Here is an 18,910-nt window from a genome sequence, read left to right as displayed (position 1 = left end):
GTCTTCTGACTGAGAGAGCGAACATATGTATTGATTTTTGCTGAAGAACGCTTTGAAGCCAAACGAAGATGTATGCTACAATAACACGAGAGTTTGTTTAAGGATGGGAGCGTTCCACATTGATAGAATTCGTACGCGGCGAAGTCGCTTATGTCTGTGCGGAATTCGTGACGGTAGAAGTTGGCGGGATTGGCTACAAAATCGTAGCACCGAACCCGTTTTTTTATCGGACCGGAGACGAACAGATCATCGTATATACGTATCATTATGTCCGTGAGGACCAAGAAGTCTTATTTGGATTCCGTTCCCGTCGTGAGCGTGCCTTGTTCACGAAGTTGCTCGGTGTCACAGGAATCGGACCGAAAGGAGCGCTTGCAATCGTCGCATCAGGGAATGTCGATGCGCTCGTTGAAGCGATTGAACAAGAGAAAGAAAGTTATCTCGTCAAGTTCCCAGGTGTCGGCAAGAAAACAGCAAAACAAATGACACTCGACCTAAAAGGAAAGTTAGCCGAGCTCGCACCGGATTACGTACCGAGCGAAGGCTTGTTCGCGCAAGGCAATGCTGAATTGAATGAAGCTTGTGAAGCCTTGACGGCGCTAGGTTACAGTGACCGAGAAGTCGAGAAAGTCAAAAAAGCGTTGCAGGCAGAAGTCCTGTCGACGGATCAATATGTCAAACGGGCACTCCAGTTGTTATTGAATGTGAGGTGAGGACATGGAAGAGCGCATTTTGTCAGAATCCGCCCATGCGGAAGATCAAGAAGAGTGGAGCCTGCGTCCTCAGACGCTCGAGCAATACATCGGGCAGGAGAAAGCTAAGGGAAACTTGAGCGTCTTTATCGAGGCGGCAAAAATTCGTCAGGAAACACTCGATCACGTGCTTCTCTACGGTCCTCCGGGTCTTGGGAAGACGACGCTTGCGACGATCATCGCGAACGAGATGGGGGTCGGCATCAAGACGACAGCCGGTCCTGCAATCGAACGACCGGGTGATTTAGCGGCAATCCTTTCATCACTGGAACCGGGCGATGTCCTGTTCATCGACGAGATTCATCGATTGAGTCGATCAATCGAAGAGATTCTGTATCCGGCGATGGAGGATTATTGTCTCGATATTGTCATCGGTCAAGGGGAACTCGCCCGCAGCGTCCGAATTGATTTACCACCGTTTACGCTCGTAGGTGCGACGACGCGTGCCGGGATGCTATCGGCACCGCTCCGTGATCGTTTTGGCGTGACGCTGAAGCTTGAATATTATACGATGTCAGAGTTGTCTGCCATCGTGACCCGGACGTCACGATTGTTCGGATTCGAAGCAGATCGTCTCGCAGCAGAAGCGATCGCGCTTCGTTCACGTGGAACACCGCGTGTCGCGAACCGGTTGTTACGGCGTGTCCGTGATTTCGCTCAAGTCGCCCATCAAACCGAGATCGATGCTGTGCTCGCGACAAGTGCGCTTGATCGCTTGCATGTCGATGCACTAGGGCTCGACGATGTCGACCATCGTTTACTACGATCGCTTGCAGAACGGTTTGCCGGTGGTCCGGTCGGTCTTGAGACGATCGCAGCGACGATCGGTGAAGACGCGCAGACGATCGAGGATGTGTATGAACCATATCTACTGCAACAAGGATTTTTACAACGTACTCCGCGCGGACGTGTCTTAACACCGTTCGCCCGCCAACATTTAGGACTGAAAGAAGGAAATTGAACCAATGGATGTAAACTTATTTGATTTTCATTTACCAGAAGAACAAATTGCTCAAGTGCCATTGCTCGACCGGACGAGTTCGAAATTGATGGTTCTCGATCGGGAGACAGGTGCGATTCAGCATCAGCACTTCCATGATATCGTCGATCACTTCCGCGAAGGCGATACACTCGTCATCAATGATACGAAAGTCTTACCAGCACGTCTCTTTGGTGTGAAGGAAGAGACGGGTGGGAAGATCGAATTGTTACTTTTGAAGCAGACGAGTGACGATGTCTGGGAAACACTGGCGAAACCGGCAAAACGCGTTAAACCAGGAACGATTTTGTCGTTTGGTGACGGGTTACTCCGTGCTGAGTGTGTCGAAGCACTTGAAGATGGGGGACGAATCCTGAAGTTTTTCTATGACGGCATTTTTTATGAAGTGCTCGACCAACTCGGAACGATGCCGCTGCCGCCATACATTCATGAACAACTCGAGGATCAAGATCGTTACCAGACGGTGTATGCTCGGGAACGCGGAAGTGCGGCAGCACCGACGGCTGGTCTTCACTTCACACCGGAATTGCTCGAAGCGCTTAAAGCGAAAGGCGTCCGGATCGCACCGTTGACGCTACACGTAGGACTTGGCACATTCCGTCCTGTCTCGGTCGACGACGTCGATAGTCACAAGATGCACAGTGAGTACTACGAACTGCCGGAAAGTTCAGCAGCCTTGCTACGCGAAACACGGAAACAAGGTGGACGAATCATCGCGGTCGGGACGACGTCAACACGGACGCTTGAAACGGTCATCCGTGACCATGGCGATTTCGTCGAAGCAACGGGCTGGACGGACATCTTCATCTTCCCGGGTCAGGAAGTCAAGGGGATTGATGGTCTGATCACGAACTTCCACTTACCGAAATCAACATTGATCATGCTCGTGTCCGCATTATCGACACGGGAACACATTTTGCATGCCTATGAAGAAGCAGTCGCGAACGGCTATCGTTTCTTTAGCTTCGGTGATGCGATGTTCTTAACGAGAGAGGAACGAAACTAATGACAAAACACGCGGTAACATACGAACATATCAAGACATGTAAACAATCCGGAGCGCGGTTAGGAATCGTCCACACGCCGCACGGTAGTTTCGAAACACCGGTCTTCATGCCGGTCGGAACGCAAGCGACGGTCAAGACGATGGCACCGGAACAAATCAAGGACATGAACGCGAACATCATCCTCGCGAACACGTACCACCTCTGGGTGCGTCCAGGACATGATGTCATCAAGGAAGCGGGCGGTCTGCATAAATTCATGAACTGGGATGGCGCGATTCTGACGGACTCAGGTGGTTTCCAAGTCTTCTCACTTGCTGACCTCCGGAACATTTCTGAGGAGGGTGTTCATTTCCGTAACCACTTGAACGGGGACAAATTGTTCTTGTCACCGGAAAAAGCGATGGAAATTCAAAATGCACTCGGTTCAGATATCATGATGGCGTTTGATGAGTGCCCACCGTACCCAGCTTCACACGAGTACATGAAAGCATCCGTCGAACGAACGAGCCGCTGGGCAGAACGTTGTCTTGCTGCGCATGAACGTCCACACGATCAAGCGCTGTTCGGTATCATCCAAGGTGGAGAATACGAAGACTTGCGTCGTCAAAGTGCAAAAGACCTCGTTGCCCTTGATTTCCCGGGTTATGCGGTCGGCGGTCTATCGGTCGGAGAGCCAAAAGACGTCATGTACCGTGCGCTCGAATTCACGACACCACTCATGCCGGAAGACAAACCTCGTTATTTGATGGGCGTTGGTTCACCGGACGCATTGATCGAAGGTGCGATCCGCGGAATCGATATGTTCGACTGTGTCTTACCGACACGGATCGCACGAAACGGTACGTTGATGACATCACAAGGACGTCTCGTCGTCCGGAATGCGAAATATGCACGTGATTTCCGTCCGCTCGATGAGAAATGTGATTGCTACGCGTGTAAGAACTACTCGCGTTCGTACATCCATCACTTGATTCGTGCGCAAGAAACGTTCGGTCTGCATCTCTGTTCGACACACAATCTTCACTTCCTCGTCAAGTTGATGGAAGGCGTTCGCCAAGCGATTCGTGAAGATCGTCTGCTCGATTTCAAGGAAGAATTCTTCGAAGAATACGGTTACAATTTACCGAACGCAAAGAATTTCTAACAAATCGTCTGACAAATCAATTCTTTCACGGTATAATGAACGTGATTTGAATGATAAAGGAGCTGAATCAGATGGAAGGCTTAATCACATTCCTCCCGATGATCTTGATCTTCGTGGTGTTCTATTTCTTGTTGATCCGTCCACAGAACAAACGCCAGAAGCAAGTGCGTCAGATGCAAAACGAACTCTCACGCGGCGACTCGATCGTTACGATCGGTGGTCTTCACGGGGTTGTCCAAAAAGTTGACGACATGACGGTGACATTGAAGTCAGGTAATGCACAATTGACGTTCAACCGAAGTGCTGTCGCAGAAGTGACGAAAAAATCAACGACTGTCATGGACGACGAAACTGTCGAATAAGGCATTGAAAAGGCGCTTTCCGGATTCCGGAGCGTCTTTTCTGTTTATATATGAGAAAAACGTTTGCTAAGATTACCATTTCTTTTGTAAGCTAGGATAGGAGAACAAAGTTGTCTGAAAATATACTGGGAACTAGAGAAAGGACAATGTAGCATGATCAAGAAAGGGAAACTTGCCACATTCTTCATCGTCGTCATCGCGTTGCTCGTACTGATCGGTACGACATCGTCATGGTTGTTGAAGGATACGAAGCTCGGCCTTGACCTTAAGGGTGGCTTCGAAGTCTTGTATGAAGTACAACCGCTGAAAGAAGGAGACGTCATCGATCAAAATGCGATGAGTGCGACACTGACGGCAATCGAGAACCGTGTCAACGTCCTCGGTGTCTCTGAACCAGACATCCGGATCGAAGGCGATAACCGGATTCGTGTTCAGCTTGCTGGCGTCAAGGATCAGACGGAAGCGCGTCAAATCCTATCTTCGACAGCACAATTGTCATTCCGTGACATCAACGATAAGTTGTTGCTCGATGGATCAGACTTAAAAGCCAAAGGGGCAAAAGTCGGATATGATCCGAACACGAATGAACCACTCGTTGAATTGACGATGAAATCAAAAGAGAAATTCTACGAAGTGACACAAAAAGTCTCACAAATGCAACCACCTGCGAATCGTCTCGTCATCTGGCTCGATTATGAGAAAGGCGATTCGTATGAAAAAGAAATTCAAAAAGCAAACTCGAAGATCGTCTCGGATGCATCGGTCACACAACCGATCAATTCGGATAAAGCGATCATTTCTGGTGGCGATATTGATGCCGCATATGGGAAACAATTATCGTCGATCCTGAACGCCGGAGCATTACCGGTCAAACTCGAGGAAATCTACTCGACGTCGGTCTCTGCTGCTTTTGGACAAGACGCACTTGATCAGACGCTCTTCGCGTCAGCGATTGGTGTAGCTGCGGTCTTCTTGTTCATGCTCTTGTTCTACCGGATCTCTGGATTCGTTTCGATCATTACGTTGCTGTTCTACATCTATCTCGTCATGATCTTCTTTAACGGAATCAATGCCGTCCTCACGTTACCGGGGATTGCGGCACTCGTTCTTGGAGTCGGGATGGCGGTCGATGCGAATATCATCACTGCTGAGCGGATCAAGGATGAATTACGAAGTGGTAAATCTGTCTTGTCCGCATTCAAAGCCGGTAACCGTCGTTCGTTCGGTACGATTCTTGATGCCAACTTGACGACGTTGATCTCTGCTGGCGTGTTGTACTACTTTGGTACAAGTACGGTCAAAGGATTCGCCATCATGTTGATGGTTTCGATCGCCGTCACGTTCGTCACGAACGTCTTTGTCTCACGTTACCTGATGCAACTCCTTGTCAGTAGCCGATGGTTCGATAAGAAGAAATCATGGTTCGGTGTAAAGGAGAGTGAAATCCGTGAGCTTTAATCCTACGAAATTCGATTACGTCAAACATCGTAAAATCTATTTCGCAATCACGATCGCGCTTGTCATCGTGTCGGTCCTCTTGTTGTCGTTCCGTGGTCTGAACCTCGGGATCGACTTCACGCAAGGAACGCGTGTCGAGATTTCTTCTGAGAATCAAATCAAGGAAGCGGACGTCCGCTCTGTCATTGAAGATGCCGGGATTGATGCGGAAGAAATCGATGGCATTCAATTCGCGCAAGGTGGAAAACTAGCGAACGTCACATTCGTTGGGGAATTCAGCCAACAGCAGATTTCTGAAATGAAACAAACGATTGAAGCCAAATACAAAAAAGAACCAAGTATCTCGACAGTTTCGGCGCAAGTCGGTCAAGAAATCGCGCGTAACGCGATCTATGCCGTTTTACTTGCGTCACTCGGGATCGTCATCTACGTCTCATTCCGGTTCCAACCGCTCTACGGGATTGCGACAGTGCTCGCATTGCTACATGATGCATTGATGATCATTGCTTTCTTCTCGCTATTCCAGATCGAAGTCAATCTGTACTTCATCGCAGCCGTCTTGACGATCATCGGTTACTCGGTCAACGATACGATCGTTACGTTCGACAGGGTACGAGAAAATCTCGGACTTGCTGAAAAAGGTGGACGGAAAGTCTCATTTGATGAATTGGCACACATCGTCAATGAATCGATTCAACAAACGATCATTCGCTCGATCAATACGGTCGTCACGGTCATCATGACGGCAGCGGCACTCTACATCTTCGGTAGTGAGGCAATCCGTGGATTCAGTCTCGCCCTGCTTGTCGGTTTGATCATGGGGATGTATTCTTCGATCTTCATCGCCGCGCAGCTCTGGCTCGTCATGAAAGGTCGGACACTTGGTCGCACAAAACGCGCTTCTTAAAAGAGTATCCGCATCAGCTATCGCTGGTGCGGATTTTCAATTATAATGGGGAAGTTGATTGGAGGGTTTGAGATGTACCATGCTAAAAAAACATGGCTTGATAAAGTCATCGATTCAGAACAAATCGAACAATTGACGGCGGATGGCACGATTTCACCGCACGTCGCACAACTACTTGTCCAACGGGGATTTACGACACGTGAAGCTGCTCGTGATTTTTTAGAGACGGATCAAATGACATTCCATGATCCATTTAATTTTAAAGATATGCCAAAAGTCGTCGAACGAATTCAACGTGCCGTTGACGAGGGCGAGATGATTTTGATTTACGGTGATTATGACGTCGATGGAGTGAGTTCCGCTGCGATTCTCTGGCACGCCTTGATTGAAATCGGAGGAATGGCAGAGTGCTATATCCCGAACCGATTCACGGAAGGCTATGGGCCAAACGAAGCCGCTTTTCGCTGGGCTGCGGAAGAAGGATTCAGCCTCGTCATCACCGTCGACTGTGGGATTTCCGGCATCCACGAAGCAGATGTCCTCAAGGAACTCGGGGTCGATTTAATCATTACCGATCACCACGAAGCCAAAGAAACGTTACCTGATGCCTTTGCCTTAATCCATCCAGGTGTCGATCCAGACTATCCGTTCTCAAAACTTGCTGGGGCAGGCGTCGCCTTTAAAGTCGCGCATGCACTGCTTGACCGGGAACCGGTCGAGTTACTCGATCTTGCCGTGCTCGGAACGATCGCCGATCTCGTACCGCTCGTCGGAGAGAACAGGTTGCTTGCGATTCGCGGCATCGAGGCGTTGAATGCGAGTGAACGTCCGGGTATCCTTGCGTTACGTGACGTCTGTAGTTTGACGGAAGACGAACTGACGGAAGAATCGGTCGGATTTGCATTCGGTCCGCGGATCAATGCGGCAGGTCGTCTTGATTCAGCGATGCCAGCGCTTGAGATGTTACTAGCGGAAAGCAAGGACGAGGCACTTCATCTCGCGAAACAACTCGACCAACAAAATAAACAACGTCAAGACATCGTCAAGCAGATTGCAGAGGAAGCAACGGCGCTTGTCGAAGAACGTTTTAAAGAGGACCGTGTGCTTGTCGTCGATGCGGCAGGTTGGAATCCAGGTGTCGTTGGGATCGTCGCCTCGCGACTCGTTGAAAAATATCATCGTCCCGTCATCATGCTGTGTCATGATGCTGAAAAAGGAACAGCGAAGGGTTCTGGACGTTCAATCCCAGCCTTTGATCTCTTCGCTGAACTGACGAAATGTGAAGATATCTTGCCGCATTTCGGAGGACATCCGGCTGCTGCCGGTATGACGCTCTCTTCCGATGACGTCGAGGCGTTACGTCAACGCTTGAATGAACAGGCTAGCACGTTGCCAGACGATGCCTTCATCGCGACAATTGATGTCGATTTACGTCTACAGGTCAGTGATGTCTCGATTCAGTTGATTGAAGATATTCAGCGACTCGCGCCTTTCGGGATGGGAAATCCTGCGCCACGAATCGTCATCGAGCAGGCGAAGATTCGTGACATGAAACGGATCGGTCGTGATTTGACGCATGTCAAAGCACTATTATCAGGCGACGGAAAGGAACTCGATGCAATCGGCTTCGGCTTCGGCGACCTTGTCGATGAAGTCTCGACTTTATCCGAGATTCACTTGATGGGCAGTCTGAACATCAATGAATGGAATGGGTTCCGTAAACCACAATTGATGATTCAAGATGTCGCTGTCGAAGATGTTCAAGTGTTCGATTACCGTGGGGGTAAGCGACCGCTGAGCGAACTATTCGCGTTACCGCATGAGACGACGACATTCGTTGCCTTTACTGATGAGGTGAAGGAGAAGTACGCGGAACGTCCGTTGAACGGACCGATTCGTCAAAATATCGTTTTCCTTGATCTACCGGAAGAAGAAGCGGCATTTTATCCATACGTCCAACAGGCAGAGCGGATTTATTGTGCCTTTAAGGACGAGGGCTATTATTTTGAGACGATTCCATCGCGCGAGGACTTCAAGCATTACTTCCAGTATTTCGCGAAATGTCCACGTGACGAGCTCCGGATTGGTCTCGTACGTTTGTCGAAATCGCGAAAATGGACGAAACGATCGATTAACTTTATGCATTCGGTATTCTCGGAACTTGATTTTCTTGTTACAATGGAGGACGGGCTGCCGGGTGTGAACCCAAATGCTGCAAAACGAGATCTGACGGAAGCTCCGACGTACCAGCGTCATGAAGCGCGTCAAGAGCTCGAGCAACAATACATTTATTCGTCACTCGCTCAGTTGAAAGAGCGTTTTGATACTTTGGTAGAAGCGGCGAAGCAGGAGGAAAAGACATGGAGTTCAAACAGCATATAAAAGAGGTCGAAAACTGGCCGAAAGAAGGAATCAGTTTCAAAGACATCACATCACTCATGCAGAACGGACCAGTGTACAAACAATCGGTTGATGCACTCGTCGAATATGCACGCAGTAAAGGTGCTGATGTCATCGCGGGTCCGGAAGCACGTGGATTCGTCGTTGGTTGCCCAGCCGCTTACGCGATGGAGATCGGATTCGTACCTGTCCGTAAAGAGGGGAAATTACCACGTGAGACAGTCCGTGTCGAGTATGGTCTTGAGTACGGAAAAGACGTCTTGACGATGCATGAAGATGCGATTCAACCAGGACAACGCGTCGTCATCCTTGACGACTTGCTTGCAACAGGTGGTACGATCGAAGCGACGATCCAAATGATTGAAAAATTAGGCGGAACGGTTGCCGGAATCGGATTCTTGATTGAACTCGATGGTCTTGGTGGACGTGAGAAACTCGAAGGATACGACGTTCTCTCATTGATTCGTTACGAAGACTAAAGCATATATACTCTCTTGGTACATGGTGACCAAGGGGGTATTTCTTTTTATTTTGACATCTTCTCAAGATTTCACGATAATAAGAACTATATATTAGGGATTCCGTTGCAGACGATCCCGGGGACTGGGTGAGGAAAAGGGATGACAAACAAACAAATCGTAAATGTAGAAGACCTTCTCGCTCGATGTGCGGAATACATGACGCAAGCTGAAGTCAAAGACATCGAACGGGCTTACCAATTCGCGAAAGACGAACATGATGGGCAATTCCGCCGTTCTGGGGAACCTTACATCATTCATCCGGTGCAAGTTGCCGGTATCTTAGTCGATATTGGTTTGGATGCAACGACGATTGTCGCTGCGCTTCTTCATGATGTCGTCGAAGATACGGACATTACTCTCGAAGAATTAACGGAACGATTCGGACCCGACGTCGCGATGCTCGTTGACGGCGTCACGAAACTCGGGAAAATCAAATATAAATCGAAACGCGAAGAATTGGCTGAGAATCATCGGAAGATGTTCATTGCGATGGCAGAAGACATTCGCGTCATCTTGATCAAACTGGCTGACCGTTTGCATAACATGCGAACGTTGCAACATATGGTCAAGGAAAAGCAGGTGCAAAAGGCAGAAGAGACGCTCGAAATCTTTGCACCGCTTGCACATCGTCTCGGGATTTCGACGATCAAGTGGGAACTCGAAGACATCAGTTTGCGTTATATCAATCCACAACAGTACTACCGGATTGTCTCAATGATGAAACAAAAACGGACGGAACGCGAAGCGCTCGTCAGTTCGGTCATTGAAGAGGTCAACGAAGTACTCGATGATGTACAAATCGCAGCGGAAGTCGATGGACGTCCGAAGCATATCTATTCCATTTATAACAAGATGCAAAACTCGAAAAAAGAGTTCAGCGAAATTTATGACTTGATGGCTGTGCGCATCATCGTCGATTCAATCAAGGACTGTTACGCTGTTCTCGGAATCATTCATACGCAATATAAACCGATGCCGGGACGTTTCAAGGATTATATCGCGATGCCGAAGCCGAACATGTATCAATCGCTGCATACGACGGTCATCGGACCGAAAGGCGAGCCGCTCGAGGTCCAAATTCGGACACGGGACATGCACTTTATTGCCGAGTACGGGATTGCCGCTCACTGGGCGTATAAAGAAGGCAAGGAACAGGAAGCGAAATCAGGCTTTGAGGATAAGATTGCCCATTTCCGTGAAATTCTTGAGTTGCAGAAGGATACGGCGGATGCTGAAGAATTCATGGAATCGGTCAAAGTCGACTTCTTTAGTGACATGTTGTACGTCTTTACACCAAAAGGCGACGTCATCGAATTGCCGAAAGGCTCTGTTCCGATTGATTATGCCTACCGGATTCATACAGAGATCGGTCACCGGACGATCGGAGCGAAAGTCAACGGACGGATGGTACCGATTGATTATAAGCTGAAGACAGGTGACATCATTGAAATCGTCACATCAAAACACAGCTATGGTCCAAGTAAGGACTGGCTCAAGATTTGTGTGTCGAGTCAGGCGAAGAACAAGATCCGTCAATGGTTCAAACGTCAGCAACGGGAAGAGAACGTCTCAAAAGGACGGGAACTGATCGAAGCGGAAGTGAAGAAGCTCGGTTTCGAGCCGAAGGAAGTCATCAATGAGAAGACGCTCGAAGACGTGACGCGAAAGTTCAACTTCGCGCAAGAAGAAGACATGTATGCTGCCGTTGGGTATCATGGTCTGACCGCTGCCCAAGTCGCGCATAAATTGACGGAAAAGTTACGCAAAGACAAAGAATCTAAAAATCTTGAACTGAACGAAGCAATCAGTGAGATGAAGTCGTTCGATCGTCCGAAGAAGGAAAATCCAGAAGGTGTTCGTGTCAAAGGCATCGATAACATGCTCGTTCGCATGAGTCGTTGTTGTAATCCAGTACCAGGGGACGATATCGTCGGGTACATCACACGTGGACGGGGTGTTTCGATTCACCGGACGGATTGTTTGAATGTCATTCATGAACAAAATCCAGAACGCTTGCTCGAAGTCGAGTGGGAACACGAAGGCAAAGCCGTTAAGAGTTATAACGTCGAAATCGAAATTTCTGGATTCGACCGGGCAGGATTATTGAACGATGTCCTGCAGTCGGTATCTGCGACGAATACGAACATCGTCGCCGTCAGCGGGAAAGGCGACGACAGTAAACAAGCTAAAATCACGATGACGATCGCGATCAACAACGTCAACCATCTACAGAAAGTCGTTGATCGGATCAAACAAATCTCTGACGTGTATGCTGTACATCGCGTCATGATGACGTAAGGAGCGGATGAGTCATGCGAGTCGTATTACAACGAGTCAAAGAAGCAAGTGTCACAGTCGATCAGGAGGTCATCGGTCAAATCAAGCAAGGTTTTCTCTTGCTTGTCGGTGTCACGCACGAAGACACGATTGATCAGGTGAACTGGTTAGCTGATAAAATCGCAGGACTCCGCGTGTTTGAAGATGAAGAAGAACGGATGAACCGCTCGTTGCAAGATGTCGACGGTCAGATTCTATCCGTCTCGCAGTTCACGCTGTATGGTGATGTCAAAAAAGGACGTCGCCCAGCGTTCACGGAAGCAGCGAAACCGGATCTTGCCAACGAATTGTATGAAGCGTTCAATGAACGTCTTCGTGCGCAAGGACTGACGGTCGAGACAGGTCAGTTCGGTGCGATGATGGATATCGCGCTCGTCAATGATGGACCGGTGACATTGATTCTTGAAAAAGAAGCAAACGCTTGACAGGAACCGAGAGACGAGGCAATATTAGACGTAACCAAATGATTCATACGACCGAAGACGAAGAGGAGTAATCAAGACCTTGTCTGCTTAGAGAGTCGCCCCTTGGCTGGAAGGGCGAACAGACGAACTCGATGAAAGACCCTTCCGAGGTATCTTCCTGAACTGATAGTAGGGAAGGTCGTACGCAGGCGTTAACTGCACCGAGTGGTCAAATGTGATTTGACAACCAGGGTGGTACCACGGGATCTTCAAGTTCTCGTCCCTTTGCGGACGAGGACTTTTTTGTATTCAAAAAAGGAGGAATTTGAGATGAAATTACCACGCGGTACGTTTGATGTCCTTCCAGGAACAGTCGAACGCTGGCAGTACATCGAGCAACAATTACGTGACATCAGTAAGCGTTACAACTATAAGGAAATCCGGACGCCGATTTTTGAGGAGACAGAACTCTTCAAACGTGGCGTCGGTGAGACGACGGATATCGTTCAAAAAGAAATGTTCATGCTTGAGAAACGCGGAAAAGACCAGTTGACGTTACGTCCAGAAGGAACGGCTGCTGTCGTTCGTTCATTCGTGACGAACAAGCTGTTCGGTTCACCGAACCAACCGACGAAATTGTTCTACATTGGACCGATGTTCCGTTATGAACGTCCGCAAGCAGGTCGTTTTCGTCAGCTCCACCAATATGGAGTCGAAGCACTCGGAAGTGAACAACCAGCGATTGATGCGGAAGTCATCAGTCTCGCGATGAGCATCTACCGTTCATTCGGATTGAAGCACCTCAAGCTCGTCATCAATACACTCGGGGATAACGAAAGTCGCGCGGCACACCGGGCAGCACTCGTCGATCACTTCAAACCGGTCGTTCACGAGTTGTGTCAGGACTGTCAGAACCGTCTCGAAACGAATCCACTTCGGGTCCTCGACTGTAAGGTCGACCGCGATCACCCGAGCATGGCAACAGCACCATCGATTCTCGATTACTTAAACCCGGCATCAAAAGCTTACTTCGATGAAGTATTGCTTCACTTAGATGCACTCGGCATCGAGTATGTCGTTGATCCAACGCTCGTTCGCGGAATCGATTATTACAATCACACGGCGTTCGAGATCATGTCAGAAGCAGAAGGCTTCGGAGCAATCACGACACTATGTGGTGGTGGACGATACAACGGTCTTGTCGAACAGATCGGTGGACCGGCAACACCGGGAATTGGATTCGGAATCGGCATCGAGCGTTTATTGATGGCGCTTGAGAATGAGAACGTCTTACCGGCAGTCGATGATCAAATCGATGTCTTCATCGTCGCGCAAGGCAGTGACGAAGTCGAAAAGACAGCAACACGTCTCTTACAATTGATGCGTCTCGAAGGACTTGTCGCGGATCGGGATTATCTCGGTCGGAAGTTCAAAGGACAATTCAAAGCAGCCGATCGCTTGAAAGCACGCTACACGGTCATCCTCGGGGATGAAGAAGTCGAGCGTGGTGCAGCGGCGCTGAAGAACATGGCTACAGGGGAACAGACGGACGTTCCATTATCAGCAGTCGCTGATACGATCGTCGCGAAATTAAAGGAGGAAGCACAATGATCGGACGCACGCATATGAACGGTCAGGTGACGGAAGAAGTCATCGGACAACACGTTCAACTTAAAGGATGGGTTCAAAAACGACGTGACTTAGGAGGATTGATCTTCCTTGATCTCCGCGACCGGAGTGGTATCGTCCAAATCGTCTTCCAACCGGAAAACGAGCAGGCACACCGCCTTGCGGAATCGATTCGTTCAGAGTATGTCCTTGACATCAAAGGACACGTCATCGCCCGTGAGAATCCGAACCCGAACATCCCGACTGGGCAAGTCGAGGTCGTCGCGGATGAAGTCGTCATCTTGAACGCAGCGAAGATGACACCATTCCCGATCAGTGAAGAAGCAGAACAGACGTCAGAAGATTTACGTCTTAAATATCGTTACCTTGACTTGCGTCGTCCGTCGCTTCAAGAGACATTCCGTCTCCGTTCGAAAGCATCGAACATCATGCGGAACTTCCTCGATGAGCAAGACTTCCTGGAAGTCGAGACACCAATCTTAACGAAATCAACACCAGAAGGCGCACGTGACTATCTCGTTCCGAGTCGTGTTCACCCAGGTGAATTCTATGCCTTGCCACAATCACCACAATTGTTCAAACAATTGCTGATGGTGTCTGGTTTTGAGCGGTACTTCCAAATTGCACGTTGTTTCCGTGACGAAGACTTACGGGCAGACCGTCAACCTGAATTCACGCAAGTCGATATCGAGACGAGCTTCATGGACATCGAAGACTTGTATGCGATGATGGAGTCGATGATGACGCGTGTCATGAAAGAAACACTTGGCAAAGACATCGTGACACCATTCCCACGGATGCCGTACGCAGAAGCGATGAGCCGGTATGGTTCGGATAAACCGGATACACGCTTCGGTCTCGAATTGATTGATGTCGCGGAAGCTGTCAAAGGGGCAGGATTCAAAGTATTCGATATGGCACTAGAAGCAGGTGGCGAAGTCAAAGCCTTGAACGTCAAGGGTGCAGCTGAGCGCTTCTCGCGGAAAGACATCGATAAGTTACAAGAATTCACGGCGATCTACGGTGCAAAAGGTCTCGCGTGGGTCAAAGTGACAGCAAACGGACTGAACGGTCCAATCGCGAAGTTCTTCGACGAAGAAGCAGCTGCTCGCCTGACAGCGGCGACAGATGCGGAAGCAGGTGACTTATTGTTGTTCGTCGCAGCAAAAGCATCGATCGTAGCAGACAGCTTAGGTGCGCTCCGTCAGAAGTTAGCGAAGGAACTGGACTTGATCGATGAGTCGGTCTTCAACTTCCTTTGGGTGACGGACTTCCCACTCGTCACGTACGAAGAGGAAGAAGGTCGTTTCTACGCGAACCACCACCCGTTCACGATGCCACGTCGCGAAGATCTCGAATTGCTCGAGACGGATCCTGGAAAAGTCCTCGCCGTCGCGTATGACCTCGTCTTGAACGGATACGAGCTCGGCGGTGGATCACAACGGATCTACGAACGGGATATCCAAGAGCGGATGTTCAAGTTGCTTGGCTTCACAGAAGAAGAAGCAAACGAGCAGTTCGGCTTCTTGATGGAAGCATTCGAATACGGAACACCACCACATGCGGGGATCGCACTTGGTCTAGACCGTCTCGTCATGTTACTCGCAGGACGTTCGAACTTGCGTGATACGATTGCTTTCCCGAAAACAGCATCAGCAAGTGATCTGTTGACGGCAGCACCAAGCCCAGTCTCGGATGCACAATTAAACGATCTCTCGATTCGAACAGCGGTCAAACAATCTTAAGATACGACAAGCGAATCTTCCGGTAGGGGAGATTCGCTTGTTTCATGAAGGAGGATGAACGGATGGAACGACACTTTTTTGAACGATCTCCGGTTGAAGTCGGTCCAGACTTCTTAGGAACACAAATCACAGTCGATGAGGTGACGATGCGGATCGTTGAGGTCGAAGCCTATCTCGGTCCTCACGATCAAGCAGCGCATTCGTTTTCCGGAAAACCAACGAAACGGACGGCACCGATGTTCGGTCCACCGGGGCATCTCTATGTGTATTTCACATATGGTATGCATCACTGCATGAATATCGTTTGTGGACATGAAGGGGAAGGATACGGACTGTTACTACGAGGTGCGGAAATCATCAATGGGCACGATCTCGTCGCTGAACGTCGCTTTGGTTGTTCCTACGCAGAGTTGACGGCGGCGCAACGACGCAATCTCGTCAATGGACCGGCAAAACTGTGCCAAGGATTCGGTCTCACGACAGCGGATTCAGGTCAGGATCTTTATCAAGCACGGTTCCGACTTGTTGCTGACCCGGTCGACGCGATCGTCCGGACGACACGGATCGGTATTCCGAACGCAGGAGAAGCGACAGCCTATCCATGGCGGTTTTATGTAGAGGCGAGTGAAGGGGTAAGTAAACGTTAAAAAATGGACGCTCCGATAAGGAGACGTCCATTTTTTATTTAGGGTTGTTGATTGATTTTTTCGACTGCTGTTTTTTATAGAATTTATAGACGATTGGACCAACCGTCGTTACGAGCGTCATTAATGTTCTGAGTTTACCGCGTTTTGCTGCCATTGATTCATTCACTCCTCTGAATTGTTGTACTAATCATATTCCACGAAAACAACGTCTTAAAACCTCATCGGCACATCAAGTGGTTTTCTATCTACCTTGGTCGGGTCATAGTATAAGGAGAAGGGAGTCGATCAATATGGGAGCAGTCGTTTGGTATCGTCATGATTTACGTGTCGATGATCATGAGGCACTTCGGAGTGCGTGTGAAGAACAGGACGTCATTCGTGCCGTATACGTCAAAGACCAAAAGAAACGCGATTTTAAAAGAGGTACACAACAAGCACGATTCGAACAAGAGACACTAGAGAACCTAGCAGATCATCTGTCTCAAATCGGGATTGCGTTAGATATAGTAGAAGGGGAGACAAATGAGACACTCGATTCTTATCTCCAAGCGGATGATACCGTCTATTTCCATAAGATGACCGGGACAGAAGAAGCGGCAAGCGAACAGTATATCGAAGACAGATATGCCGTCCGTTCTTTTGAGACACAGACATTACATCGGCGCGAAGATATCGGAAGTGATGAATTAAAGCGCGTCTTTACGGCATTTCGAAAACGTGTCGAGGCGAAAGGGACCTTCTACGATCCACTCGATCCACCAACCGGTATTCAGCTAATAAAAGAGGAATCGGTCGAAGCGGATCCCGAAATCGCGTTCCCGTTCCGTGGTGGAGAGTCAGCAGGGAGAGCGCGTCTTCAGGAATACCTTGACGAGCCTGTATTCACCTATAAAGAAACACGGAATGGGTTCTTACGAAATGATTCTTCGAAGCTGTCTGCCTGGCTAGCGAACGGATCACTCTCGCCGCGTCGCGTCATGGCTGAATTGCAGGAAGCCGAGCGAAAAAAGGGAGCGAATGAATCGACGTACTGGTTGTATTTCGAACTGTTATGGCGTGACTTCTTCCATTTGACGATGCGTGAGACAGGAAGCCGTCTGTTCCGTGCGAGTGGATTACAAGAAGGACAACGCACGTGGAAGACGGACCAGCTAGCTGTCGAACGTTGGATAGAAGGAAAGACCGGTGTTCCGTTCGTCGATGCCTTCATGAACGAGATTCGCGAGACGGGATGGATGTCGAATCGCGGCAGGCAGATCGTTGCCAGTTATCTGATTCATGAATTAAAGCAGGACTGGCGCATCGGAGCGCGATATTTCGAACAGCAGTTGATTGACTATGATGTCGCTTCGAACTATGGCAACTGGGCGTTCATCGCGGGTGTCGGGAATGCAACACGCACACCACGATTCGATCCTGCATTCCAACAACAACGATATGATCCGAATCAACAGTTCACGAAACGTTGGACCTGAAAAAAGCATCTTTTTCTGGAGTGGGAAGTAGTTGCATTTCAGAGGGGAGGATGCTATATTAAATGCATCAGATGGGGTTCCTGAATTGTACGAGAGCCGCCTTTTATCTTTGAGCCACTCTTTTTTGATAGGGAGTTTGACGTTCCAACTAGTAGTACATGCCTCGTAACACAGCAGGAGGACGTACGAATAGGAATCGGATAAGACACCCACCTGCACAGCAGGTTCAAAAATAAGGTATCGACACGGCACTTCGGGTCCCATCGTCTTATTATTTTGTTGTTTGACACGTCGCATGACGTTTTTTTTTATGATATAATTCCGAGTAAAACAGTATGAGTATTGTGAGGTTATGAGATGTTACATCAATTTTCGCGTAATGAACTAGCAATCGGTAAAACTGGACTTGACGCATTGGCATCCAAGTCCGTCGCTATTCTGGGGATCGGTGGTGTTGGATCGTTCTCAGCAGAAGCACTTGCCCGCAGTGGCGTAGGTCGTTTGATTCTTGTCGATAAGGACGATATCGACATCACGAACGTCAACCGACAAATCCATGCTTTGCTTCCGACGGTTGGTCAACCGAAGGTCGATGCGATGGCAGAACGTCTTGCGTTAATCAATCCGGATCTTGAAATCGTTCGCTTGAAGATGTTCTACAATGAAGAGACATTCGAGTCGTTCTTCGAACAGCAGCCGGATTATGTCATCGATGCATCGGACACGGTCTCGTTCAAGATTCATTTGATTCAGGAATGCAAGAAACGTAACATCCCAATCATCTCAAGTATGGGGATGGCGAACAAGATGGATCCGACACGCATCAAGATCGTTGACATCAAAGATACAAGTTATGATCCACTAGCGAAGGTCATTCGGACGAAACTTCGGAAAGCCGGAATTCATAAAGGTGTTCCTGTCGTCTTCTCCGATGAACCGCCCGTTAAGATCATCGAAGAAGTCCGTCAAGTCGTCGGAAACGATGCGGCTGCGATTCGCAAGGCGAAGATGCCGCCAAGTTCGAATGCGTTCGTTCCATCAGTTGGTGGATTGATCGCAGCGAGCTACGTCATCAATGAGATCGTCCGTGAAGCCGGCGTGACGATCGAACGCGTTCGTTAA

The 18,910-nt window shown here is 49.0% G+C and carries 14 protein-coding genes, 1 other RNA gene, 1 pseudogene and 1 other annotated feature; all 16 genes and pseudogenes read left to right on the top strand.

Features of this window, described 5'->3' with window-relative positions:
- Nucleotides 1–119: 119 nt before the first annotated feature.
- On the top strand, nt 120–713 hold the full coding sequence (gene ruvA, locus K7G97_RS11710; protein ID WP_023468936.1) for a Holliday junction branch migration protein RuvA: 594 nt from the start codon (nt 120–122) through the stop codon (nt 711–713).
- A 4-nt stretch (nt 714–717) separates the two neighbouring features.
- Nucleotides 718–1,713, top strand: coding sequence for a Holliday junction branch migration DNA helicase RuvB (ruvB, locus tag K7G97_RS11705; RefSeq protein WP_023468935.1), 996 nt, complete (start codon nt 718–720; stop codon nt 1,711–1,713).
- Between the two features lie 4 nt (nt 1,714–1,717).
- Nucleotides 1,718–2,758: a tRNA preQ1(34) S-adenosylmethionine ribosyltransferase-isomerase QueA gene (gene queA / locus K7G97_RS11700; RefSeq protein WP_023468934.1), complete on the top strand. Its 1,041-nt coding sequence runs from the start codon at nt 1,718–1,720 to the stop codon at nt 2,756–2,758.
- Complete coding sequence (tgt, locus tag K7G97_RS11695; protein ID WP_029342245.1) at nt 2,758–3,903, top strand: tRNA guanosine(34) transglycosylase Tgt; 1,146 nt, start codon at nt 2,758–2,760, stop codon at nt 3,901–3,903. Before queA ends, tgt begins: the two co-directional genes overlap by 1 nt.
- 71 nt (nt 3,904–3,974) lie before the next feature.
- Nucleotides 3,975–4,265: a preprotein translocase subunit YajC gene (gene yajC, locus K7G97_RS11690; RefSeq protein ID WP_029342244.1), complete on the top strand. Its 291-nt coding sequence runs from the start codon at nt 3,975–3,977 to the stop codon at nt 4,263–4,265.
- A 153-nt stretch (nt 4,266–4,418) separates the two neighbouring features.
- A pseudogene (gene secD / locus K7G97_RS17495) lies at nt 4,419–6,630 on the top strand (protein translocase subunit SecD).
- Between the two features lie 72 nt (nt 6,631–6,702).
- A complete protein-coding gene (gene recJ / locus K7G97_RS11675) occupies nt 6,703–9,012 on the top strand; it encodes a single-stranded-DNA-specific exonuclease RecJ (protein WP_223040636.1) in 2,310 nt (769 codons plus the stop codon).
- Nucleotides 8,991–9,509: an adenine phosphoribosyltransferase gene (locus K7G97_RS11670; protein WP_023468928.1), complete on the top strand. Its 519-nt coding sequence runs from the start codon at nt 8,991–8,993 to the stop codon at nt 9,507–9,509. The genes recJ and K7G97_RS11670 overlap by 22 nt, the downstream gene beginning before the upstream one ends.
- 141 nt (nt 9,510–9,650) lie before the next feature.
- Complete coding sequence (locus tag K7G97_RS11665; RefSeq protein WP_223040635.1) at nt 9,651–11,849, top strand: RelA/SpoT family protein; 2,199 nt, start codon at nt 9,651–9,653, stop codon at nt 11,847–11,849.
- Nucleotides 11,850–11,863: 14 nt separating this feature from the next.
- Entirely contained in the window at nt 11,864–12,313 is a 450-nt protein-coding gene (gene dtd / locus K7G97_RS11660) for a D-aminoacyl-tRNA deacylase (RefSeq protein ID WP_058713802.1), read from the top strand.
- 45 nt (nt 12,314–12,358) lie between these two features.
- Nucleotides 12,359–12,580, top strand: a binding site (T-box leader).
- Between the two features lie 42 nt (nt 12,581–12,622).
- On the top strand, nt 12,623–13,903 hold the full coding sequence (gene hisS, locus K7G97_RS11655; protein ID WP_023468925.1) for a histidine--tRNA ligase: 1,281 nt from the start codon (nt 12,623–12,625) through the stop codon (nt 13,901–13,903).
- On the top strand, nt 13,900–15,666 hold the full coding sequence (gene aspS, locus K7G97_RS11650; RefSeq protein WP_223040634.1) for an aspartate--tRNA ligase: 1,767 nt from the start codon (nt 13,900–13,902) through the stop codon (nt 15,664–15,666). Before hisS ends, aspS begins: the two co-directional genes overlap by 4 nt.
- Nucleotides 15,667–15,728: 62 nt before the next feature.
- On the top strand, nt 15,729–16,313 hold the full coding sequence (locus K7G97_RS11645; protein ID WP_223040633.1) for a DNA-3-methyladenine glycosylase: 585 nt from the start codon (nt 15,729–15,731) through the stop codon (nt 16,311–16,313).
- 290 nt (nt 16,314–16,603) lie between these two features.
- Nucleotides 16,604–17,788, top strand: a complete 1,185-nt coding sequence (locus tag K7G97_RS11640) for a DASH family cryptochrome (RefSeq protein ID WP_223040632.1) — start codon at nt 16,604–16,606, stop codon at nt 17,786–17,788.
- A 74-nt stretch (nt 17,789–17,862) separates the two neighbouring features.
- Nucleotides 17,863–18,052: non-coding RNA, 6S RNA (ssrS, locus tag K7G97_RS11635), on the top strand.
- 93 nt (nt 18,053–18,145) lie between these two features.
- Nucleotides 18,146–18,910, top strand: a complete 765-nt coding sequence (locus tag K7G97_RS11630; RefSeq protein ID WP_023468920.1) for a tRNA threonylcarbamoyladenosine dehydratase — start codon at nt 18,146–18,148, stop codon at nt 18,908–18,910.

Origin of the sequence: Exiguobacterium acetylicum, from assembly GCF_019890935.1 — a bacterium.
Lineage (GTDB): Bacteria > Bacillota > Bacilli > Exiguobacteriales > Exiguobacteriaceae > Exiguobacterium_A > Exiguobacterium_A abrahamii.
Note: the sequence above shows the minus strand (reverse complement) of the source record. Positions and strands in the feature narration are given on the sequence as shown.